Annotated in this window: 19 protein-coding genes and 2 tRNA genes; 20 read left to right on the forward strand and 1 reads right to left on the reverse strand. The window is 39.9% G+C overall.

Translation table 11 applies throughout. The features are described from left to right. The first annotated feature begins 3 nt into the window (after positions 1–3). The 18 genes from UKS_RS04125 (at position 4) to sufB (ending at position 17,874) form a co-directional block, all read left to right on the forward strand. On the forward strand, positions 4–411 hold the full coding sequence (locus UKS_RS04125) for a YkvA family protein (RefSeq protein WP_117304783.1): 408 nt from the start codon (positions 4–6) through the stop codon (positions 409–411). 140 nt (positions 412–551) lie between these two features. Continuing rightward, positions 552–1,379: an aminoglycoside 6-adenylyltransferase gene (locus UKS_RS04130; protein WP_156011917.1), complete on the forward strand. Its 828-nt coding sequence runs from the start codon at positions 552–554 to the stop codon at positions 1,377–1,379. A 29-nt stretch (positions 1,380–1,408) separates the two neighbouring features. Beyond that, positions 1,409–1,969, forward strand: coding sequence for a GTP pyrophosphokinase (locus tag UKS_RS04135; protein ID WP_117304780.1), 561 nt, complete (start codon positions 1,409–1,411; stop codon positions 1,967–1,969). A 377-nt stretch (positions 1,970–2,346) separates the two neighbouring features. After that, positions 2,347–4,818, forward strand: a complete 2,472-nt coding sequence (gene parC / locus UKS_RS04140) for a DNA topoisomerase IV subunit A (RefSeq protein ID WP_156011918.1) — start codon at positions 2,347–2,349, stop codon at positions 4,816–4,818. 135 nt (positions 4,819–4,953) lie between these two features. Continuing rightward, complete coding sequence (locus UKS_RS04145) at positions 4,954–5,976, forward strand: branched-chain amino acid aminotransferase (RefSeq protein WP_156011919.1); 1,023 nt, start codon at positions 4,954–4,956, stop codon at positions 5,974–5,976. 22 nt (positions 5,977–5,998) lie between these two features. Beyond that, positions 5,999–7,966, forward strand: coding sequence for a peptide ABC transporter substrate-binding protein (locus UKS_RS04150; RefSeq protein ID WP_156011920.1), 1,968 nt, complete (start codon positions 5,999–6,001; stop codon positions 7,964–7,966). 97 nt (positions 7,967–8,063) lie between these two features. Next, the gene (locus UKS_RS04155) at positions 8,064–8,294 is read left to right on the forward strand and encodes a DUF2969 domain-containing protein (protein WP_000037113.1); all 231 of its coding nucleotides are present in this window, start codon (positions 8,064–8,066) and stop codon (positions 8,292–8,294) included. A 49-nt stretch (positions 8,295–8,343) separates the two neighbouring features. Continuing rightward, a tRNA-Tyr gene (locus UKS_RS04160) sits at positions 8,344–8,424 on the forward strand. A gap of 9 nt (positions 8,425–8,433) precedes the next feature. Continuing rightward, positions 8,434–8,505 (forward strand) — tRNA-Gln (locus UKS_RS04165). A gap of 161 nt (positions 8,506–8,666) precedes the next feature. Beyond that, positions 8,667–9,869, forward strand: a complete 1,203-nt coding sequence (gene rpsA / locus UKS_RS04170) for a 30S ribosomal protein S1 (RefSeq protein WP_049497665.1) — start codon at positions 8,667–8,669, stop codon at positions 9,867–9,869. Between the two features lie 86 nt (positions 9,870–9,955). Beyond that, positions 9,956–10,453 (forward strand): GAF domain-containing protein, encoded by a 498-nt coding sequence (locus UKS_RS04175; protein WP_156011921.1) that lies wholly within the window; start codon positions 9,956–9,958, stop codon positions 10,451–10,453. Then, the gene (gene dnaX, locus UKS_RS04180) at positions 10,453–12,108 is read left to right on the forward strand and encodes a DNA polymerase III subunit gamma/tau (RefSeq protein ID WP_156011922.1); all 1,656 of its coding nucleotides are present in this window, start codon (positions 10,453–10,455) and stop codon (positions 12,106–12,108) included. Before UKS_RS04175 ends, dnaX begins: the two co-directional genes overlap by 1 nt. 27 nt (positions 12,109–12,135) lie before the next feature. Then, entirely contained in the window at positions 12,136–12,330 is a 195-nt protein-coding gene (locus UKS_RS04185) for a DUF3272 domain-containing protein (RefSeq protein WP_001081602.1), read from the forward strand. Between the two features lie 349 nt (positions 12,331–12,679). Then, the gene (sufC, locus tag UKS_RS04190; protein WP_000114489.1) at positions 12,680–13,450 is read left to right on the forward strand and encodes a Fe-S cluster assembly ATPase SufC; all 771 of its coding nucleotides are present in this window, start codon (positions 12,680–12,682) and stop codon (positions 13,448–13,450) included. Positions 13,451–13,477: 27 nt separating this feature from the next. Then, entirely contained in the window at positions 13,478–14,740 is a 1,263-nt protein-coding gene (gene sufD, locus UKS_RS04195) for a Fe-S cluster assembly protein SufD (RefSeq protein ID WP_156011923.1), read from the forward strand. A gap of 10 nt (positions 14,741–14,750) precedes the next feature. Further along, complete coding sequence (locus tag UKS_RS04200; RefSeq protein WP_156011924.1) at positions 14,751–15,977, forward strand: cysteine desulfurase; 1,227 nt, start codon at positions 14,751–14,753, stop codon at positions 15,975–15,977. After that, positions 15,964–16,404, forward strand: a complete 441-nt coding sequence (gene sufU / locus UKS_RS04205) for a Fe-S cluster assembly sulfur transfer protein SufU (RefSeq protein WP_156011925.1) — start codon at positions 15,964–15,966, stop codon at positions 16,402–16,404. The genes UKS_RS04200 and sufU overlap by 14 nt, the downstream gene beginning before the upstream one ends. Positions 16,405–16,461: 57 nt before the next feature. Beyond that, positions 16,462–17,874 (forward strand): Fe-S cluster assembly protein SufB, encoded by a 1,413-nt coding sequence (gene sufB / locus UKS_RS04210; protein ID WP_156011926.1) that lies wholly within the window; start codon positions 16,462–16,464, stop codon positions 17,872–17,874. 196 nt (positions 17,875–18,070) lie between these two features. Here the strand turns inward: sufB and pbp3 are convergent, their stop codons facing one another. Continuing rightward, positions 18,071–19,312, reverse strand: coding sequence for a D-alanyl-D-alanine carboxypeptidase PBP3 (gene pbp3, locus UKS_RS04215; RefSeq protein ID WP_156011927.1), 1,242 nt, complete (start codon positions 19,310–19,312; stop codon positions 18,071–18,073). A 105-nt stretch (positions 19,313–19,417) separates the two neighbouring features. Between pbp3 and UKS_RS04220 the strand changes: the two genes are divergently transcribed. Continuing rightward, positions 19,418–20,527 (forward strand): AI-2E family transporter, encoded by a 1,110-nt coding sequence (locus UKS_RS04220; protein ID WP_156011928.1) that lies wholly within the window; start codon positions 19,418–19,420, stop codon positions 20,525–20,527. 205 nt (positions 20,528–20,732) lie between these two features. Then, positions 20,733–21,929, forward strand: a complete 1,197-nt coding sequence (gene tuf / locus UKS_RS04225; protein WP_001040721.1) for an elongation factor Tu — start codon at positions 20,733–20,735, stop codon at positions 21,927–21,929. Positions 21,930–21,947: the final 18 nt, after the last annotated feature.

A 21,947-nucleotide genomic window follows, 5' to 3' on the forward strand; every position in this document is an offset into this window, starting at 1 on the left:
ACAATGTCAAATAATCTGTCTGAAGATCAAGTAAAAGAAGCTCTTGAAAGTGGATATGGGCAATCTGAAGCTTTATTAAATGATAAAGATGAATTAGATAATTTTTTGTATCGTTTGGAGCAAAAAATTAACGATATGCCATTTGTTGGAAAGAAATTTTCGATGATTCCAGTCATGATTTCCTTAGTGAAACATTATGTTCAAAGGAAATACACAACGGTTCCTTATGGAACTATTTTAGCCGTTTTAAGTGCACTTATTTATTTCCTTTCCCCAATTGACATTATTCCAGATTTTATTCCGTTAGCAGGCTACTTTGATGATATGGCTGTAATGGGATTGTGTATGAAAATGGTAAATACTGATATCGAATCCTATGATGAATGGCGACGGTCACAAGGATTAATTTAAGTCAGTAAATTAGATTATTATCAGTCAACTCTTTAAAAGTGGGAATTATCAAAACATTTTAAATCCTACATTATAGACAATATTTAATTTTACTATCAGATCCCTTATTCATTTTTATAATAAACAAAGAAATGATAAACATGAGAACAGAACCCGAAATACTTGATTTAATTTTTCAAACCGCAAAAACGCTTCAAGTCGAGGCCATCGCTATGTCTGGTTCACGGACAAATTCACAAGCACCACAAGATGAATTTCAAGATTATGATGTAGTTTATGTTGTAGACGACTTAGATAATCTGACGAATGACTTTTCTTGGCTGGACCAGTTCGGTAAACGCCTCATTGAGCAAGAGGTTACTCTTGGACATCGCCGTCTCTACCTCATGCTCTTTGAAGATAGAAATCGAATTGATCTAACCCTCTGTCCAAAACAACAAATTCAAGAGTGGGTGGATAGTGAGGCTGATTATACAGTTTTGAAAGATGATAAAGGTTTGTTTGAATCTTATCCGCCTAGTCCGAGGCGCTACTGGACGAATCCAGCTAGTCAGACAGATTTTGAAAAAGTCTGCAATGAGTTTTGGTGGGTGTCTGCCTACGTTGTCAAAGGGATTTGTCGGAATCAGCTCATCTACGCGACCGACCATCTTTATGGGATTTGTCAGCAAGAGCTACTAAAAGTCTTAGCTTGGCAAGTAGCAAGTGATAGAGGAGTAGTTGACATCGGTAAAAATTACAAGTATCTTTTCCAGTATTTACCTATAGAGAATGGGGAGGAATTCTCTTCTCTCCTTGATTTTTCAAGTATAGGGAGAATCACTCAGTCTTTGTTTGCTACAATGCAACTTTTCCATCAAGAAGCTCAATCTCTTGCACAAAAAATGGGGTTTGACTACGATAAGGAAGTGGCTGAGAAGATTCTTGAGTACGTGGAGGAAAGAGTGAAGAAGTTTGGGAATAACTAGAAAAATGAAAAAGCGAGAGGAGAAGACTCATGATTGAAAAAGTGGAACGCCTCATTACAGAGATTAATCGTATTCATCTAGAATATTCTAAAGATTATTTTGAAACGGGTAAGGTGGAAAAAATCAATCTCAAGCATACCTTTTCAAAAGTTCCGACTAAAGCGATTTTGGCCTACCGTCTGAATTTACATGAGTCAATTAATGACTATCTGATGAAAGCGGATGTCCAAGATATTGCCTATGTTTATCGTGTCAAAACTTCTGAGTCTATTTTAGATAAAATTACACGTTTTTCTGAGCGTCAAGAGGGCTATCCTGTGAATTCTATTCTTAATGATATTTTTGGTGCTCGTATGATTTTAAGTTCCAAAGAGATAGCTCAAGTCATGGATAAATTAGATGATTGGCAAGAGATTTACGGACTAAAAAACTGGTATTTACGTGATAAAGATGGCTATGTCGGTATTCATATCTATTTTAAAAATAAAAGTAATTTTTACTACCCATGGGAACTCCAACTTTGGGATAGGAAAGATGTAGATAGCAATATCGCCAGTCATATCAAGTATAAACGAGGATTTGTGAAGTAGACACTTCAAGTGGAAATGACGATACAGGAATTGGGTGAAACTCACTTACTCTATATTTTTTCTTTTTCCATAGTATTTACCTCCATTCTTCGAAAGGGGTTGAACACGCCCTAAATGCTATGTGAAATTTCCTTAATACTAACCGAATTAATAAATTTTAAGTACTTTAAACTACAGAAAGGGTAGTTTGGTTACTTATAGTAACTGAAAAATGGGACTAATCCTTTCTACATCCTTTTATCATTACATACTCTACATTCTTTGAAAGGAGTTGAACACGCCCTCAATGCTGTGTAAAAAAGATAAATTCTCTTGCGAGCATCGTTCACTGCAAGAATTTCCTATTTTCACTTTGCATTTTACGGGCTTAGTATCCTATGTCTAACATTCAAAATATGTCTCTGGAGGACATTATGGGAGAGCGCTTTGGTCGCTACTCCAAATACATTATTCAAGACCGGGCTTTGCCAGACATTCGTGATGGATTAAAGCCGGTTCAGCGTCGTATTCTTTATTCGATGAATAAGGATGGCAATACCTTTGACAAGAGCTACCGTAAGTCGGCCAAGTCTGTCGGGAATATCATGGGGAATTTCCACCCACACGGTGACAGTTCCATCTATGATGCCATGGTCCGTATGTCTCAGGACTGGAAAAATCGTGAGATTCTAGTTGAAATGCACGGTAACAATGGTTCTATGGATGGTGATCCGCCTGCGGCAATGCGTTATACGGAGGCACGATTGTCTGAGATTGCCGGTTACCTTCTTCAAGATATCGAAAAAAAAACAGTTCCCTTTGCTTGGAACTTTGACGATACCGAGAAAGAGCCGACAGTCCTGCCAGCAGCATTTCCAAACCTCTTGGTCAATGGCTCGACTGGTATTTCGGCTGGTTATGCCACAGATATTCCTCCGCATAATCTGGCCGAAGTTATCGATGCCACAGTCTATATGATTGATCATCCGACTGCCAAGGTGGAAAAGCTCATGGAATTCTTGCCTGGCCCAGACTTCCCGACTGGAGGGATTATCCAAGGCCGTGATGAGATCAAAAAGGCTTATAAAACTGGTAAGGGGCGCGTGGTTGTCCGTTCCAAGACTGAGATTGAAAAGCTAAAAGGTGGTAAGGAACAAATCGTTATCACTGAGATTCCTTATGAAACCAACAAGGCTAATCTAGTCAAGAAAATTGATGATGTTCGTGTCAATAACAAAGTGGCAGGTATTGCTGAGGTTCGGGATGAGTCTGACCGTGATGGTCTTCGCATTGCGATCGAACTTAAGAAAGACGCCAATACCGAGCTGGTTCTAAACTATCTACTTAAGTACACCGACCTACAAATCAACTACAACTTTAACATGGTGGCGATTGACAATTTCACACCTCGTCAGGTTGGAATTGTCCCAATCTTGTCTAGCTATATCGCCCACCGTCGTGAAGTCATCTTAGCACGTTCTCGCTTTGATAAAGAAAAGGCTGAAAAACGCCTCCATATCGTGGAAGGTTTGATTCGTGTCATCTCTATCTTAGATGAAGTCATTGCCCTTATCCGCGCTTCTGAGAATAAGGCTGACGCCAAGGAAAACCTCAAGGTCAGTTATGATTTTACTGAAGAGCAGGCTGAGGCTATCGTAACCTTGCAACTGTACCGTTTGACCAATACCGATGTGGTTGTCTTGCAGAAAGAGGAAGCAGAACTTCGTGAAAAAATTGCTATGCTGGCGGCGATTATCGGTGATGAACGTACTATGTATAATCTTATGAAGAAAGAACTTCGTGAGGTTAAGAAGAAGTTTGCAACTTCGCGTTTAAGTTCGTTAGAAGATACAGCAAAAGTGATTGAGATTGATACTGCTAGCCTTATCGCTGAAGAAGATACTTACGTCAGCGTGACGAAGGCAGGCTATATCAAACGTACCAGCCCACGTTCTTTTGCGGCTTCCACCTTAGAAGAAATTGGTAAACGTGATGATGACCGTTTGATTTTTGTACAATCTACTAAAACAACCCAGCATCTTTTGATGTTCACTACTCTTGGAAATATCATTTATCGACCAATCCATGAATTGGCAGATATTCGCTGGAAGGATATCGGTGAGCATTTGAGCCAGACTATTACAAACTTCGAAACGAACGAAGAAATCCTTTATGCAGAAGTGGTAGATGAGTTTGATGATGCGACAACCTACTTTGCTGCAACTCGTCTCGGTCAAATCAAGCGTGTAGAACGCAAAGAGTTCACTCCATGGCGGACCTACAAGTCCAAGTCAGTCAAGTATGCTAAGCTCAAAGATGATACAGACCAGATTGTAGCAGTTGCTCCAATCAAACTAGATGATGTTCTCTTGATTAGCCAAAATGGCTATGCCCTTCGTTTCAATATCGAAGAGGTTCCGGTTGTCGGTGCCAAGGCTGCGGGTGTCAAGGCTATGAACTTGAAAGAAGATGATGTCGTCCAATCCGCCTTTATCTGTAATACCTCATCCTTCTACCTCTTGACCCAACGTGGAAGCTTGAAACGTGTCTCTTGTGAGGACATTCCAGCAACCAGCCGTGCCAAACGAGGCTTACAAGTCTTGCGTGAGTTGAAAAACAAACCGCATCGTGTCTTCTTAGCAGGAGCAGTTGCAGAACAAGGACTTGTTGGTGATCTCTTCAATACAGAAGTGAAAGAGAAAGACCAAACGCTGCTTGTTCAATCCAATAAAGGGACAATCTATGAAAGCAGATTGCAAGACTTGAACCTGTCAGAGCGGACTAGTAACGGAAGCTTCATTTCTGACACGATTTCAGATGAAGAAGTTTTTGACGCTTATCTTAAAGAAGTATTTACTGAAGCTAAATAAGTGAAATGAAGAATCAGTTCTAAGAGCTGGTTCTTTTTTATTGAAGAAATTTTCTGAAAATTACAAAATATACTTGCTATTTTAGAAAAATAGTGTAGAATAAAAGAAATAGGTTTTTAGAATAAGGAGTGGAATATGACAGTAACGATTGATTGGGAAAATCTCGGTTTTTCCTATATGAAATTACCTTATCGCTATATTGCTCATTTTAAAAATGGACAATGGGATCAAGGAGAGTTGACTGAAGATGCAACCTTGCATATTTCAGAGTCTTCTCCAAGTCTTCACTATGGTCAACAAGCATTCGAAGGTTTAAAAGCTTATCGTACTAAGGATGGCAGTATTCAACTGTTCCGTCCTGATGAAAATGCCAAACGTCTGCAACGGACATGTGACCGTCTCTTGATGCCACAAGTTCCGACAGACATGTTTGTAGAAGCTTGTAAGGCAGTTGTTCGTGCGAATGAAGAATATGTACCTCCATACGGAACAGGTGGAACCTTATATCTTCGCCCTCTTTTGATTGGAGTCGGAGATATTATCGGGGTAAAACCAGCAGAAGAGTATATTTTCACCATCTTTGCTATGCCAGTTGGAAATTACTTTAAAGGTGGTTTGGTCCCAACCAACTTCTTGATTCAGGATGAATACGACCGTGCAGCGCCAAATGGTACAGGTGCGGCTAAGGTTGGTGGAAACTATGCTGCCAGTCTCTTGCCAGGAAAAATAGCCAAGTCACGTCATTTCTCAGATGTTATCTATCTAGACCCATCAACTCATACAAAGATTGAAGAAGTCGGATCAGCTAACTTCTTTGGAATTACAGCTGATAATGAGTTTGTAACGCCGTTGAGTCCATCTATCTTGCCATCTATTACCAAGTATTCTTTGCTTTATTTGGCAGAACATCGCTTGGGCTTAACTCCTATTGAGGGGGATGTCCCAATTGATAACCTTGACCGTTTTGTAGAGGCAGGTGCTTGCGGTACCGCAGCGGTTATTTCTCCAATTGGAGGTATTCAACACGGTAATGATTTCCATGTGTTCTATAGTGAAACAGAAGTAGGTCCTGTGACTCGTAAACTCTATGATGAATTGACAGGAATTCAGTTTGGCGATATTAAAGCGCCAGAAGGTTGGATTGTAAAAGTAGATTAAAATTAACTAAAGGAGATTTTTTATGAAATCGAAAAAATGGCTCTTAACAGCAGGAGTAGTCCTGAGTACAACAGCTCTTTTAGTAGCTTGTGGAAAAGCTGATAAAGAAGCAGATGCACCGACAACATTTTCGTATGTTTATGCAGTAGATCCAGCATCTTTGGACTATAGCATAGCTACTCGTACATCTACAACCGATATCATCGGAAACGTGGTGGATGGTTTGATGGAAAACGATCAATACGGAAATGTTATTCCTTCCTTAGCTGAAGATTGGTCTGTCTCAAAAGATGGTTTGACTTATACCTATAAACTTCGTGAAGGGGTTAAATGGTACACATCAGAAGGTGAAGAATACGCAGAAGTAACAGCCCATGACTTTGTAACAGGATTGAAACACGTAGCTGACGGCAAGTCAGACGGTGTCTCTCTCATCCAAAATTCAATCAAGGGATTGGATGCCTACATGACTGGTGAAACCAATGATTTCTCTACAGTTGGTGTTAAGGCCTTGGACGATTACACAGTCGAATATACCCTAAACAAACCAGAAAGCTTCTGGAACTCTAAAGTTACAACAGCAACGATGTTGCCTGTAAATGAAGAATTTTTGAAGGCGTCAGGTAAAGATTATGGAGCAGTTACTCCAGCAGGAATTCTCTACAATGGTCCCTATATCTTGAAGACCTTGACGTCTAAATCGTTGATTGAATACGAGAAAAATCCAAATTATTGGGATAAAGAAAAGGTAAAAATTGAGAAGATTAAATTGACTTACTACGATGGTTCTGATCAAGAATCGTTGATCCGTAGTTTCTCTTCAGGTGCCTATACGACAGCCCGTCTCTTCCCAAGTAGCTCAAACTTTGCTTCAACTTTGGAACAATACGGAGATAAAATTACTTATAGCCCACAGGACTCAAGTAGTTATTACTTCACCTTTAACGTAAATCGTCAGTCATTCAATAAAACTGCGAAAACAAGTGAAGAACAAAAAACTTCTACAAAAGAAGCTATGCTTAATAAGGACTTCCGTCAGGCTATCAACTTTGCCTTCAACCGCCATTCTTATGCTGCCCAGCTAAATGGTGAAGACGGTGCGGATAAGATTATTCGTAACAGCCTCGTTCCTGACAACTTTGTGCAAGCAGGTGGAAAGAACTTTGGTCAAATCGCACAAGCAGAGTTGGTGAACTATGGCGAGCAATGGAAGGACGTGGAGTTAGTTGATGGTAAGGATTCTATCTACAACCCTGACAAGGCTAAAGTTGCTTTTGAAAAAGCGAAGAAAGACTTGGAAGCTAAAGGAGTAACTTTCCCAATTCACTTGGATGTCCCAGTTGAACAAACTGACACCATCGCCGTTCAACAAAGCAACTCTTTCAAACAGTCAATTGAATCAACTCTTGGTGCTGAAAATGTTGTCATCGACGTTCTTCAAATGACAGATAATGAAAAGGAAACAATTACTTCACAAGCGCGTGTTCCTTCTCAAAAAGACTATGATTTGAACAGTACAGGATGGGCTCCAAGTTATCAAGACCCAGCATCTTACTTGAATATCATGGATCCTAAAACAGGTTCTGCTATGAAACACCTTGGTATTACTAAAGGGAAAGATAAGGATGTTGTAGCGCAACTTGGTTTAGACCAGTATAAGAAATTATTGGATGAAGCCGATTCAGAAACTACGAATCTTGAAGAGCGCTATGAAAAATATGCCAAGGCTCAAGCTTGGTTGACAGATAGTTCATTATTGATGCCGACAGCCTCATCTGGTGGTTCTCCAGTTGTAAGTAATGTAGTACCATTCTCAAAACCATACTCACAAGTTGGTATTAAAGGTGACCCATATATCTTTAAAGGAATGAAATTGCAAAAAGATATCGTTACGACAAAAGAATATGAAGAAGCACTGAAAAAATGGCAAAAAGAAAAATTAGAGTCAAATGGTAAGTACCAAAAGGAACTAGAAAACCATATTAAATAAAGCATAAAACTCTATATCAGAGAAGTCTGATATAGAGTTTTTTCTTGCTAGTTTTAGGATTTTCTTGTAAAATAGAAAAAGTGAAGAGAGGTATGAAATGAGTAAGAAAGATAAAAAAATTGAAATTCAAGTAGCAGATGCCAAGGTTAATGTAGGAAAAGACAGTTTTGAAGGCTATACCTTGACCATTGGTAAAAAAGTTATCGGAGAAATTGCCGAATTAGATGGACAATTTGCCATCATAAAGAATGGGAATGTCGATAGTTTTTATAAAAAATTGGAAAAAGCTGTGGAAATTTTGATTGAAAATTATAATTTAGCAAAATAAGTCTTGTTTTTTTGAAATTTTCATGATATAATGATACAAGTTGATTGTAGGAGAGATAGCGAAGAGGCTAAACGCGGCGGACTGTAAATCCGCTCCTTCGGGTTCGGGGGTTCGAATCCCTCTCTCTCCATTTCATCAATGGGGTATAGCCAAGCGGTAAGGCAAGGGACTTTGACTCCCTCATGCGTTGGTTCGAATCCAGCTACCCCAGTTCTTAGGTAATGATCAAGATAAAAGGCAAAATATCTTAGGGTATTTTATTTTTATAATTGAAAGACGTGAACGATATGAACATGTTCTTGCGGGTGCTTAGGAAAAAAATTATAAGTATGTCAAGTTTAAGAAAAACTTGATTGTTGGAGGATTTTTTAGATGAACGAATTTGAAGATTTGCTAAATAGCGTTAGCCAAGTTGAGACTGGTGATGTTGTTAGTGCTGAAGTATTGACAGTTGATGCGACTCAAGCTAACGTTGCAATCTCTGGAACTGGTGTTGAAGGTGTCTTGACTCTTCGCGAATTGACAAACGATCGCGATGCAGATATCAATGACTTTGTTAAAGTAGGAGAAGTATTGGATGTTCTTGTACTTCGTCAAGTAGTTGGTAAAGATACTGATACAGTTACATACCTTGTATCTAAAAAACGCCTTGAAGCTCGCAAAGCATGGGACAAACTTGTTGGTCGTGAGGAAGAAGTTGTTACTGTTAAAGGAACTCGTGCCGTTAAAGGTGGACTTTCAGTAGAATTTGAAGGTGTTCGTGGATTCATCCCAGCTTCAATGTTGGATACTCGTTTCGTACGTAACACTGAGCGTTTTGTAGGTCAAGAATTTGATGCTAAAATTAAAGAAGTTGACCCTAAAGAAAACCGCTTTATCCTTTCACGTCGTGAAGTTGTTGAAGCAGCTACTGCAGCAGCTCGCGCTGAAGTATTCAGTAAATTGGCTGTTGGTGATGTAGTAACTGGTAAAGTTGCTCGTATCACAAGCTTCGGTGCTTTCATCGATCTTGGTGGTGTTGACGGATTGGTTCACTTGACTGAATTGTCACATGAACGTAATGTTTCACCAAAATCAGTTGTATCTGTTGGTGAAGAAATTGAAGTGAAAATCCTTGATCTTAACGAAGAAGAAGGACGTGTATCACTTTCACTTAAAGCAACAACACCTGGACCATGGGATGGCGTTGAGCAAAAATTAGCTAAAGGTGATGTAGTTGAAGGAACAGTTAAACGTTTGACTGACTTCGGTGCATTTGTTGAAGTATTGCCAGGTATCGATGGACTTGTTCACGTATCACAAATTTCACACAAACGTATTGAAAATCCAAAAGAAGCTCTTAAAGTTGGTCAAGAAGTTAAAGTTAAAGTTCTTGAAGTTAACGCAGATGCAGAGCGCGTATCACTTTCTATCAAAGCTCTTGAAGAGCGTCCAGCTCAAGAAGAAGGACAAAAAGAAGAAAAACGTGCTGCTCGCCCACGTCGTCCAAAACGTCAAGAAAAACGTGATTTCGAACTTCCAGAAACACAAACAGGATTCTCAATGGCTGACTTGTTCGGTGATATCGAACTTTAATCAAATTTAAAATTCACAAAATCCTTTGTTTACAAAACAAAGGATTTTTCTTTTGTCTGTAAGTCTTTTTTTGATATAATAGTTCTATGTTAGAATCAGAAAAACAATCACGTTATCAAACGTTAAATGAGGAGCTCTCTTTTTTATTGGATGGTGAAACCAATGTTTTGGCTAATCTTTCCAACGCTAGTGCTCTTCTAAAGTCACGCTTTTCCAATACTGTCTTTGCAGGCTTTTATTTGTTTGACGGAAAGGAATTGGTTTTAGGTCCTTTCCAAGGCGGTGTTTCCTGTATCCGTATTGAGCTAGGAAAGGGTGTTTGTGGTGAGGCAGCTCACTTTCAGGAAACTGTTATTGTTGGAGATGTAAGGACTTATCCCAACTATATTTCTTGTGATAGTAGTGCTAAAAGTGAAATTGTTGTGCCGATGATAAAGAATGGTCAATTACTTGGAGTTCTGGATTTGGATTCTTCAGAAATTGATGATTATGATGCTATGGATCGAGATTATTTGGAACAATTTGTCGCTATTTTGCTTGAAAAGACAGAATGGGACTTTACAATGTTTGGGGAGAAAGCCTAATGTATCAAGCACTTTATCGAAAATATAGAAGTCAAAACTTTTCCCAGTTGGTTGGACAGGAAGTTGTGGCTAAGACTCTTAAACAAGCAGTAGAGCAAGAGAAAATAAGTCATGCCTATCTTTTTTCTGGTCCGCGTGGAACAGGAAAAACCAGTGTAGCTAAGATTTTTGCTAAAGCTATGAACTGTCCAAATCAAGTTGGTGGTGAGCCTTGTAATTACTGCTATATTTGTCAGGCGGTGACGAACGGTAGTTTAGAAGATGTCATTGAAATGGATGCGGCCTCTAATAATGGGGTGGATGAAATCCGTGAAATTCGTGATAAATCTACCTACGCTCCTAGTCTTGCCCGTTATAAGGTTTATATCATAGATGAGGTTCACATGCTGTCTACAGGGGCTTTTAATGCCCTCCTAAAGACACTGGAAGAGCCAACACAGAATGTGGTCTTTATTTTGGCCACTACTGAATTGCACAAGATTCCTGCCACTATTCTATCCCGTGTGCAACGTTTCGAGTTTAAATCGATTAAGATAGAGGATATTAAGGAACATATCCGCTATATCTTAGAAAAAGAAAATATCAGTTCTGAACCAGAGGCTGTGGAAATCATTGCCAGACGGGCTGAAGGTGGAATGCGAGACGCCTTGTCAATTTTGGATCAAGCCCTGAGTTTGACGCAAGGAAATGAATTGACGACTGCCATCTCTGAAGAAATTACTGGCACCATTAGCCTATCAGCCTTGGATGATTTTGTGGCTGCCTTGTCTCAACAGGATGCTCCAAAGGCCCTAGCATGCTTAAATCTTCTCTTTGAGAATGGTAAGAGCATGACTCGTTTTGTGACCGACCTTTTGCACTATTTAAGAGATTTGTTAATTGTTCAAACAGGGGGAGAAAACACTCATCATAGTCCAGTCTTTGTAGAAAATTTAGCTCTTCCTCAAGAAAATCTGTTTGAAATGATTCGCTTAGCAACAGTCAGTTTAGCAGATATTAAGTCTAGTTTGCAGCCTAAAATTTATGCTGAGATGATGACCATCCGGTTGGCAGAGATTAAGCCTGAACCAGCTCTTTCTGGGGCAGTTGAACATGAAATTTCTGCATTAAGACAGGAAGTTGCCCGCCTCAAACAAGAACTCGAAAATGTAGGAACTGTAGCTAAGCCAACTAGTCCAGCGCCTAGTCGCCCAGTAGCAGGCAAGACGGTCTATCGTGTGGATCGCAATAAAGTACAATCTATCTTGCAAGAGGCCGTCGAAAATCCTGATTTAGCACGTCAAAACTTGATTCGTTTACAGAATGCCTGGGGAGAGGTGATTGAAAGTCTAGGTGGGCCGGACAAGGCTCTACTAGTCGGATCTCAACCGGTTGCGGCCAATGAACACCATGCTATTCTTGCTTTTGAGTCTAACTTCAATGCTGGGCAAACCATGAAACGGGACAATCTCAACACCATGTTTGGTAACATCCTCAGTCAGGCAGCAGGTTTTTCACCCGAAATTTTAGCCATTTCCATGGAGGAATGGAAAGAAGTTCGCGCAGCCTTTTCAGCCAAAGCCAAATCCTCCCAAACTGAGAAAGAAGCAGAAGAAAACTTGATTCCAGAAGGATTTGAATTTTTGGCTGATAAAGTGAAGGTAGAGGAAGACTAAAGAAAGATTTCATGATACAATAAGTTTATGAATAGACAACAATTTATTATTATCGCGCTGTTTACAGCTGCTGAGACCTATTTTTTCAATGAAGCCTGGATGACTGGCCGCTATATTATGGCAGCCTTTTGGGCTATTTTGCTCTTTAGAAATTTTCGAGTTAGTTACTTGATGGGCAAGATTGTAGATGTCATTGACCAGCATTTAAAAGGAAAAGACTAGTCCCCAGCTTCTAGACAAAATCAAAGCCTTTTAGGCTTTTTTTTGTTATACTATAAAAGTATATTTATTGACCTTTTATACTCTTCGAAAATCTCTTCAAACCACGTCAGCTTTGCCTTGCCGTAGATATATAGTTACTGACTTCATCAGTCTTATCTACAACCTCAAAACAGTGTTTTGAGCTGACTTCGTCAGTTTTATCTACAATCTCATAACTATGTTTTGAGCAACCTACGGCTAGCTTCCTAGTTTGCTCTTTGATTTTCATTGAGTATTATCGTATTTACTAGAGACAACTAGTATGTCTCTAGTAAGCACTGTAAAGGCCTTAAAAAAGAAAGGAACTATCATGTCAGTATTAGAGATCAAAGATCTTCACGTCGAGATTGAAGGAAAAGAAATTTTAAAAGGGGTTAACCTGACCCTGAAAACAGGAGAAATCGCCGCTATCATGGGACCAAATGGTACTGGTAAATCGACTCTTTCTGCCGCTATCATGGGAAATCCAAACTATGAAGTTACCAAAGGTGAAGTCTTGTTTGATGGCGTAAACATCCTTGAGTTGGAAGTTGACGAGCGTGCGCGTATGGGACTTTTCCTTGCTATGCAATACCCATCAGAAATCCCTGGAATTACCAATGCTGAGTTTCTTCGTGCAGCCATGAATGCTGGTAAAGAAGATGATGAAAAGATTTCAGTTCGTGAGTTTATTACTAAACTAGACGAGAAGATGGAATTGCTCAACATGAAAGAAGAAATGGCAGAGCGTTACCTCAACGAAGGTTTCTCTGGTGGTGAGAAAAAACGTAATGAGATTCTTCAACTCTTGATGTTGGAACCAACTTTTGCCCTTTTGGATGAGATTGACTCTGGTCTTGATATTGACGCTCTTAAGGTTGTGTCTAAAGGTGTCAATGCCATGCGTGGTGAAGGCTTTGGTGCTATGATTATCACTCACTACCAACGTCTTTTGAATTACATCACACCTGATGTGGTACACGTCATGATGGAAGGTCGTGTTGTCCTTTCAGGTGGTCCAGAATTGGCTGCGCGTTTGGAACGTGAAGGATACGCAAAACTAGCTGAAGAACTTGGCTACGACTACAAGGAAGAATTGTAATTCCCTCGTATCTTTTAGGAGAAGTAAATGACTAAAGAAAATATTAAACTTTTTTCAGAAATGCACGCTGAACCAAGCTGGTTGGCTGACCTCCGTCAAAAAGCTTTTGATAAGATTGAGACTTTGGAATTACCAGTTATTGAGCGTGTCAAATTCCACCGTTGGAATCTGGGTGAAGGAACGATTACAGAAAGTGAGCCATCAGCAAATGTTCCAGATTTCACTGCGCTAGATAATCACTTGAAATTGGTGCAAGTAGGGACTCAGACTGTTTTTGAGCAAATTCCAGTTGAGTTGGCTGAACAGGGTGTTGTCTTCACAGACTTCCATTCAGCTTTAGAAGAAATTCCAGAGTTAATCGAAGAATTCTTCATGTCATCTGTTAAGTATGACGATGACAAGTTGGCAGCCTACCACACAGCTTACTTTAACAGTGGTGCTGTTCTCTACATCCCTGATAATGTTGAGATTACAGAACCAATCGAAGGAATTTTCTACCAAGACAGCGATAGCGATGTGCCGTTTAACAAGCATATTATGATTATCGCTGGTAAAAATTCTAAGATTAATTATCTGGAACGTTTAGAGTCACGCGGTGAAGGAAGTGCCAAAGCAACTGCTAATATCACAGTAGAAGTCATTGCACGTTCTGGTGCTCAAGTGAAGTTTGCGGCGATTGACCGTCTAGGTGAAAACGTCACTGCTTACATTAGCCGTCGTGGTAAATTAGGTAACGATGCAAGTATTGACTGGGCCATCGGTGTCATGAACGAAGGAAATGTCGTTGCTGACTTTGATAGCGATTTGATTGGGAACGGTAGCCATGCGGACCTGAAAGTTGTAGCTCTTTCAAGTGGCCGTCAGGTGCAAGGGATTGATACTCGCGTAACAAACTATGGTTGCAACTCAATCGGAAATATCCTTCAGCATGGGGTTATCCTTGAAAAAGCAACATTAACCTTCAACGGTATTGGCCACATCATCAAGGGTGCCAAGGGAGCAGATGCCCAACAAGAAAGTCGTGTTCTGATGCTTTCAGACCAAGCACGTTCAGACGCCAACCCGATTCTTTTGATTGATGAAAATGATGTTACTGCAGGGCACGCAGCTTCTATCGGTCAAGTAGACCCAGAAGACATGTACTACCTCATGAGCCGTGGTTTAGATAAGGCAACTGCAGAACGTTTGGTTGTTCGCGGTTTCCTAGGCTCTGTTATCGTTGAGATTCCAGTCAAGGAAGTTCGTGATGAAATGATTGCGACGATCGAAGAAAAATTGTCAAAACGCTAAGGTGAAGCCTATGTTAGATGTAGAAGCAATTCGCAAGGATTTTCCAATTTTAGACCAGATTGTTAATGATGAACCTCTGGTTTATCTGGATAATGCCGCGACGACACAAAAACCACTAGCAGTTCTGGAAACGATTAATCGCTATTATGAGCAGGACAATGCCAATGTTCACCGAGGTGTTCATACCTTGGCTGAAAGGGCGACAGCATCTTATGAGGCGGCTCGTGACACCATTCGTAAGTTTATCAATGCAGGGTCTACAAAGGAAGTTCTCTTTACTAGAGGCACGACAACCAGTCTTAACTGGGTGGCACGTTTCGCTGAGGAAATTCTGACTGAGGGAGATCAAGTCTTGATTTCTGTCATGGAACACCATTCCAATATTATTCCATGGCAGGAAGCTTGCCGAAAGACTGGGGCAGAGCTTGTCTATGTCTATCTCAAGGATGGAGCTCTGGATATGGATGACTTGCGTTCTAAATTGACTGACAAAGTTAAATTTGTTTCACTAGCTCACGCATCAAACGTTCTTGGAGTGGTTAATCCTATCAAAGAAATCACTCAATTGGCCCACCAAGTTGGAGCCATCATGGTGGTAGATGGTGCTCAATCTACGCCTCATATGAAGATTGACGTCCAGGACTTGGATGTAGACTTCTTTGCCTTTTCAGGTCACAAGATGGCTGGTCCGACTGGTATTGGTGTTCTTTACGGTAAAGAAAAATATCTAGAACAAATGTCACCTCTTGAATTTGGCGGCGAGATGATTGATTTCGTCTATGAGCAATCTGCTAGCTGGAAGGAGTTGCCTTGGAAATTCGAGGCTGGAACTCCCAACATGGCAGGTGCGATTGGACTAGCAGCTGCAGTGGATTATCTTGAAAAGATTGGTATGGCTGCTATTGAAACTCATGAACAGGAATTGATTGCATATGTCTTTCCAAAACTGCAGGCCATTGAAGGTTTGACCATTTACGGTTCTCAAGATTTGGCTCAACGCTCTGGTGTCATTGCCTTTAACCTAGGTGACCTTCATCCTCACGACCTTGCGACTGCTCTGGATTATGAAGGAGTGGCTGTTCGAGCAGGTCACCATTGCGCTCAACCTTTGCTCCAGTATTTGGACGTTCCAGCTACAGCTCGTGCAAGTTTTTATATCTACAATACCAAGGCAGATTGCGACAAGCTAGTCGATGCCTTACAAAAGACAAAGGAGTTTTTCAATGGCACTTTCTAAACTAGATAGCCTTTATATGGCAGTGGTAGCGGACCATTCGAAAAATCCCCATCACCAAGGGAAATTAGAAGATGCAGAGCAAATCAGTCTCAACAATCCGACCTGTGGTGATGTTATCAATCTCTCTGTCAAGTTTGATGCAGAGAATCGTTTGGAAGATATCGCTTTTCTAAACTCAGGTTGTACCATCTCAACTGCCTCTGCTAGTATGATGACAGATGCAGTTTTAGGCAAGACCAAGCAAGAAATTTTAGAACTTGCGACTATTTTTTCTGAAATGGTTCAAGGGCAAAAAGATGAACGTCAAGACCACCTTGGAGACGCAGCCTTCTTATCAGGCGTTGCAAAATTCCCTCAACGAATTAAGTGTGCAACCCTAGCTTGGAATGCCCTGAAGAAAACAATTGAAAATCAAGAAAACAAGTAAGGCAAGTTTCTTTTGTCTTATGAATCAGTAGAAATGAAGAATGAAAGAAAGGATATTATGGCTGAAGAAAGAGTAGAACCAAAACCAATTGACCTTGGTGAATATAAATTTGGTTTCCATGATGATGTAGAGCCTGTCCTATCGACAGGAAAAGGATTGAATGAAGATGTCATTCGTGAACTATCAGCTGCAAAGGGAGAACCTGAGTGGATGTTAAAATTCCGTTTGAAGTCTTATGAAACCTTCAAAAAAATGCCTATGCAAACTTGGGGAGCAGATTTGTCAGAGATTGATTTTGATGACTTGATTTATTACCAAAAACCATCTGATAAACCAGCTCGTTCTTGGGACGACGTTCCTGAAAAGATTAAAGAAACCTTTGAACGTATTGGGATTCCAGAAGCTGAGCGTGCCTATCTAGCTGGAGCTTCTGCCCAGTATGAGTCAGAAGTGGTTTACCATAACATGAAGGAAGAATTTGAGAAGTTAGGTATCGTCTTTACAGATACGGATTCTGCCCTCAAGGAATACCCAGACTTGTTTAAACAATACTTTGCGAAGTTGGTACCGCCAACAGATAACAAATTGGCTGCCCTCAACTCGGCAGTATGGTCAGGTGGAACCTTTATCTACGTACCAAAAGGTGTTAAGGTAGATATCCCACTTCAAACTTACTTCCGCATCAACAACGAAAATACTGGTCAGTTTGAACGTACCTTGATTATCGTTGATGAAGGAGCAAGTGTCCATTACGTAGAAGGATGTACAGCGCCAACTTATTCAAGCAACAGCTTGCATGCGGCCATTGTAGAAATCTTTGCCTTGGATGGTGCTTATATGCGTTATACAACCATCCAAAACTGGTCTGATAACGTCTATAACTTGGTAACGAAACGTGCCAAAGCTTTGAAAGATGCGACAGTTGAGTGGATTGATGGAAACTTGGGTGCCAAAACAACTATGAAATATCCATCAGTTTACCTTGATGGAGAAGGGGCGCGTGGAACTATGCTTTCTATCGCCTTTGCTAATGCTGGACAGCATCAGGACACTGGTGCTAAGATGATCCACAATGCACCACATACGAGTTCATCTATCGTGTCAAAATCTATCGCTAAGGGCGGTGGTAAAGTAGACTACCGAGGACAAGTAACCTTTAACAAGAACTCTAAGAAATCTGTCTCTCACATCGAGTGTGATACCATTATCATGGATGATTTGTCAGCATCAGATACCATTCCATTTAATGAAATTCATAACTCACAAGTAGCTTTGGAACACGAAGCTAAGGTATCTAAGATTTCAGAAGAGCAACTCTATTACCTCATGAGTCGTGGCTTGTCAGAGACTGAAGCAACTGAAATGATCGTCATGGGATTTGTCGAACCCTTCACTAAAGAACTTCCAATGGAGTATGCAGTTGAGCTTAACCGCTTGATTAGCTATGAAATGGAAGGATCAGTTGGATAAAATTTGATTTTATACTCTTCGAAAATCTCTACAAACCACGTCAGCTTTATCTACAACCTCAAAGCGGTGCTTTGAGCAAACTACAGCTAGCTTCCTAGTTTGCTCTTTGATTTTCATTGAGTATTAGATTGATTCAAAATCAAGGATTTTGAAGATGAACTTGTAAAAAAAATCGCGGTTTAAAATCGCGATTTTTTTATAATTTTTCGTTGATGAAGCGGATAAACTGATTCCACCAAACTTTTAAGAAGAAGGCTTTTTCAACTTTCGTTTCTGCTACCATCTCAAAACTAGGACGTTCTGTAGTGATGTAACCTTGGCCAATCAAATCATTGTCTTCATAAGTCAAATGTCCAACCACAGTTCCGGCTTCAAGTGGTGCTGGAATTGCCTTAGAATCAGGTGTGAATTGAATAGTTTGGGACGATTGTCCTCCAACACGTTCAATTAGACTGATATCATCTTTGGCAACGGCAGTGACCATATCTTCTTTTCCATCTTGTACAGGGGCTTTACTATCTTCATAGGCATCACCTTTCTGAACGATTTTACGAAGTGTGAATGTAGAAGAGATATAATCCATTAGTGAGGATGTAGCTGTGAAGCGAGCGTAAGGATTATTGTCTTGATGATCTGCATTCAAAACAACTGTGATAACCCTCATCCCTTTTTCAACAGTAGTACCAACAAAAGATTCTCCAGCTTTGTCTGTTGTTCCTGTCTTAAGGCCATCAAAACCACCGCGATAAGCAGGCATGCCTTCTAACATGTAGTTGGTAGAGGTGATTGTCATTCCAGCAAAAGTAGAAGAAGGTTTTTTCGTGATTTCCAAGACTTGTGGGTACTTTTTGATGAGATTGCGAGCAACGATAGCAACATCATAAGCACTGAGCTTGTTTTCATCATCTTTTTTTGAGCCCGGGTAAATGTTATCCCCAAGAGTCTCATTGTTCAGACCTGTCGTATTGACAACAGTAGCATCCTGAATTCCCCATTCTAAGAGCTTTGCGCGCATCATATCGACGAAATCTTTTTCTGAGCCAGCAATTTTCTCAGCTAGGGCAATAGCCGCACTGTTAGCACTAGATACTAGGGTTGCTTCAAGTAGTTGTTCGACGGTATAATTACGAGCCTCCATAGGAACGTTACTCGCTTCAGAATTTGTCGTTAATTTGTAAGGATAATCAGAAATATCTACCGGAGTTGATAGTGTAATACTGCCGTTTTCCAAGGCTTCATAGACAAGATAAACAGTAATTAACTTTGTGATTGACGCAATTTCAACTGGCTGGGTTGCATCTTTCTCATAGAGAATTTTACCAGTATTCGCCTCAACAGCAATGGCATGTTTTGCAGTAATATTAAAATCCTGAGCAGCAACAGTAGATGCTGAGCTAATAACGAAAAGGCTTAAAATAGTTAAAATTATTTTTTTCATAGTAAGTTTATTCTATCATAAAGAAAAAAAATATTCTTGATTTTATGACGGGGGGTATCAATCTTTTTTTAAATATGGTAAAATAGGGAGAAGAGGAGGTGGCATATGTTTCGGAGAAACAAATTATTCTTCTGGACTACTGAAATACTACTGATAACCTTAATTTTCTATCTTTGGAGAGAAATGGGTGCTATTATTACACCTTTTGCTAGTGTGATAAATACAATTATGATTCCTTTCTTACTGGGTGGTTTTCTGTATTATCTAACGAACCCCGTAGTCCAGTTTCTAGAGAAAAAATTAAAGCTGAATCGAGTTATTGGAATTTTATTGACTCTTTGTGGCTTAGTATGGCTGATTGTGATAGGTGTTGTCTATCTCTTACCTATTTTAATCAATCAGTTGAGTAGTTTGATTAATTCTAGCCAAGATATATACAGTCGTATTCAAGATTTAGTAATACAATTATCCAAATACCCAGCTTTTCAAAATCTAGATGTTCAAAAGACTATTCAACAGCTGAATCTGTCTTATGTAGACATCCTACAAAATATCTTAAATGGTGTTACAAATAGTGTTGGTAGTGTCTTATCTGCACTCTTTAGTACTGTTTTGATTATTATCATGACCCCTGTGTTTTTAATTTATTTTTTGTTAGATAGTCACAAATTCTTGCCGATGCTTGAACGTACTGTTTTAAAGCAAGATAAGTTGCATATTACAGGTCTTTTAAAAAATTTGAATGCTACAATCTCTCGATATATTAGTGGTGTCGCAATTGATGCGATTATTATTGGTTGTTTGGCCTTTATCGGATATAGTGTCATTGGACTCAAGTATGCATTGGTTTTTGCTATTTTCTCTGGTTTAACCAATTTGATACCTTATGTTGGTCCAATTATCGGTTTGGTTCCGATGATTATTTCAAATCTGTTTACGGATCCTCAAAAGATGTTAATTGCTGTAATTTACATGATTGTTATTCAACAGATTGATGGGAATGTATTATATCCACGGATTGTTGGTGGAGTTATGAAGGTTCACCCAATTACGATTTTAGTATTACTTTTGTTATCAAGTAATATCTATGGTGTCATTGGTATGATTGTCGCTGTACCAACTTATTCTATCTTAAAAGAAATTTCTAAGTTCTTAGCTCGTTTGTATGAAAATCATAAAATAATGAAAGAACGAGAAAGAGAATTAGCTAAGTAAAAGTCAGGAATTCCTGATTTTTCTTTTTGTTTAGCTAAGTGATAGGAGCAGAAGTGTCGTTTAGATTAGTAGATTAAGAATAATTCACAAAAACTTTGTAAAACACTTGCAATTTAGCTGAAATTTGATAAAATAGTAAGGAAAGTTAGACTGTATTGCCTACTGTCTATCTATAAAATATATTTTATTGGAGGCTTTTACTCAAATGGCAAAAGAAAAATACGATCGTAGTAAACCACACGTTAACATTGGTACTATCGGACACGTTGACCACGGTAAAACTACTTTGACAGCAGCTATCACAACTGTTTTGGCACGTCGCTTGCCTTCAGCTGTTAACCAACCTAAAGACTATGCGTCTATCGATGCTGCTCCAGAAGAACGCGAACGCGGTATCACTATCAACACTGCGCACGTTGAGTACGAAACTGAAAAACGTCACTACGCTCACATCGACGCTCCAGGACACGCGGACTACGTTAAAAACATGATCACTGGTGCTGCTCAAATGGACGGAGCTATCCTTGTAGTAGCTTCAACTGACGGACCAATGCCACAAACTCGTGAGCACATCCTTCTTTCACGTCAGGTTGGTGTTAAACACCTTATCGTCTTCATGAACAAAGTTGACTTGGTTGACGACGAAGAATTGCTTGAATTGGTTGAAATGGAAATCCGTGACCTATTGTCAGAATACGACTTCCCAGGTGACGATCTTCCAGTTATCCAAGGTTCAGCTCTTAAAGCTCTTGAAGGTGACACTAAATACGAAGACATCGTTATGGAATTGATGAACACAGTTGATGAGTACATCCCAGAACCAGAACGTGACACTGACAAACCATTGCTTCTTCCAGTCGAAGACGTATTCTCAATCACTGGACGTGGTACAGTTGCTTCAGGACGTATCGACCGTGGTATCGTTAAAGTCAACGACGAAATCGAAATCGTTGGTATCAAAGAAGAAACTCAAAAAGCAGTTGTTACTGGTGTTGAAATGTTCCGTAAACAACTTGACGAAGGTCTTGCCGGAGATAACGTAGGTGTCCTTCTTCGTGGTGTTCAACGTGATGAAATCGAACGTGGACAAGTTATCGCTAAACCAGGTTCAATCAACCCACACACTAAATTTAAAGGTGAAGTCTACATCCTTACTAAAGAAGAAGGTGGACGTCACACTCCATTCTTCAACAACTACCGTCCACAATTCTACTTCCGTACTACTGACGTTACAGGTTCAATTGAACTTCCAGCAGGTACTGAAATGGTAATGCCTGGTGATAACGTGACAATCGACGTTGAGTTGATTCACCCAATCGCCGTAGAACAAGGTACTACATTCTCTATCCGTGAGGGTGGACGTACTGTTGGTTCAGGTATGGTTACAGAAATCGAAGCTTAATTCGATTTAGTTCCCAGA

It is taken from the genome of Streptococcus sp. 116-D4 (assembly GCF_009731465.1).
Classification (GTDB): Bacteria; Bacillota; Bacilli; order Lactobacillales; family Streptococcaceae; genus Streptococcus; species Streptococcus pseudopneumoniae_E.

Bases quoted from the DNA above. Each gene is read 5' to 3' on its own strand.
- UKS_RS04125 (WP_117304783.1), top strand. From the start codon at position 4: ATGTCAAATAATCTGTCTGAAGATCAAGTAAAAGAAGCTCTTGAAAGT.
- UKS_RS04130 (WP_156011917.1), top strand. From the start codon at position 552: ATGAGAACAGAACCCGAAATACTTGATTTAATTTTTCAAACCGCAAAA.
- UKS_RS04135 (WP_117304780.1), top strand. From the start codon at position 1,409: ATGATTGAAAAAGTGGAACGCCTCATTACAGAGATTAATCGTATTCAT.
- parC (WP_156011918.1), top strand. From the start codon at position 2,347: ATGTCTAACATTCAAAATATGTCTCTGGAGGACATTATGGGAGAGCGC.
- UKS_RS04145 (WP_156011919.1), top strand. From the start codon at position 4,954: ATGACAGTAACGATTGATTGGGAAAATCTCGGTTTTTCCTATATGAAA.
- UKS_RS04150 (WP_156011920.1), top strand. From the start codon at position 5,999: ATGAAATCGAAAAAATGGCTCTTAACAGCAGGAGTAGTCCTGAGTACA.
- UKS_RS04155 (WP_000037113.1), top strand. From the start codon at position 8,064: ATGAGTAAGAAAGATAAAAAAATTGAAATTCAAGTAGCAGATGCCAAG.
- rpsA (WP_049497665.1), top strand. From the start codon at position 8,667: ATGAACGAATTTGAAGATTTGCTAAATAGCGTTAGCCAAGTTGAGACT.
- UKS_RS04175 (WP_156011921.1), top strand. From the start codon at position 9,956: ATGTTAGAATCAGAAAAACAATCACGTTATCAAACGTTAAATGAGGAG.
- dnaX (WP_156011922.1), top strand. From the start codon at position 10,453: ATGTATCAAGCACTTTATCGAAAATATAGAAGTCAAAACTTTTCCCAG.
- UKS_RS04185 (WP_001081602.1), top strand. From the start codon at position 12,136: ATGAATAGACAACAATTTATTATTATCGCGCTGTTTACAGCTGCTGAG.
- sufC (WP_000114489.1), top strand. From the start codon at position 12,680: ATGTCAGTATTAGAGATCAAAGATCTTCACGTCGAGATTGAAGGAAAA.
- sufD (WP_156011923.1), top strand. From the start codon at position 13,478: ATGACTAAAGAAAATATTAAACTTTTTTCAGAAATGCACGCTGAACCA.
- UKS_RS04200 (WP_156011924.1), top strand. From the start codon at position 14,751: ATGTTAGATGTAGAAGCAATTCGCAAGGATTTTCCAATTTTAGACCAG.
- sufU (WP_156011925.1), top strand. From the start codon at position 15,964: ATGGCACTTTCTAAACTAGATAGCCTTTATATGGCAGTGGTAGCGGAC.
- sufB (WP_156011926.1), top strand. From the start codon at position 16,462: ATGGCTGAAGAAAGAGTAGAACCAAAACCAATTGACCTTGGTGAATAT.
- pbp3 (WP_156011927.1), bottom strand. From the start codon at position 19,312: ATGAAAAAAATAATTTTAACTATTTTAAGCCTTTTCGTTATTAGCTCA.
- UKS_RS04220 (WP_156011928.1), top strand. From the start codon at position 19,418: ATGTTTCGGAGAAACAAATTATTCTTCTGGACTACTGAAATACTACTG.
- tuf (WP_001040721.1), top strand. From the start codon at position 20,733: ATGGCAAAAGAAAAATACGATCGTAGTAAACCACACGTTAACATTGGT.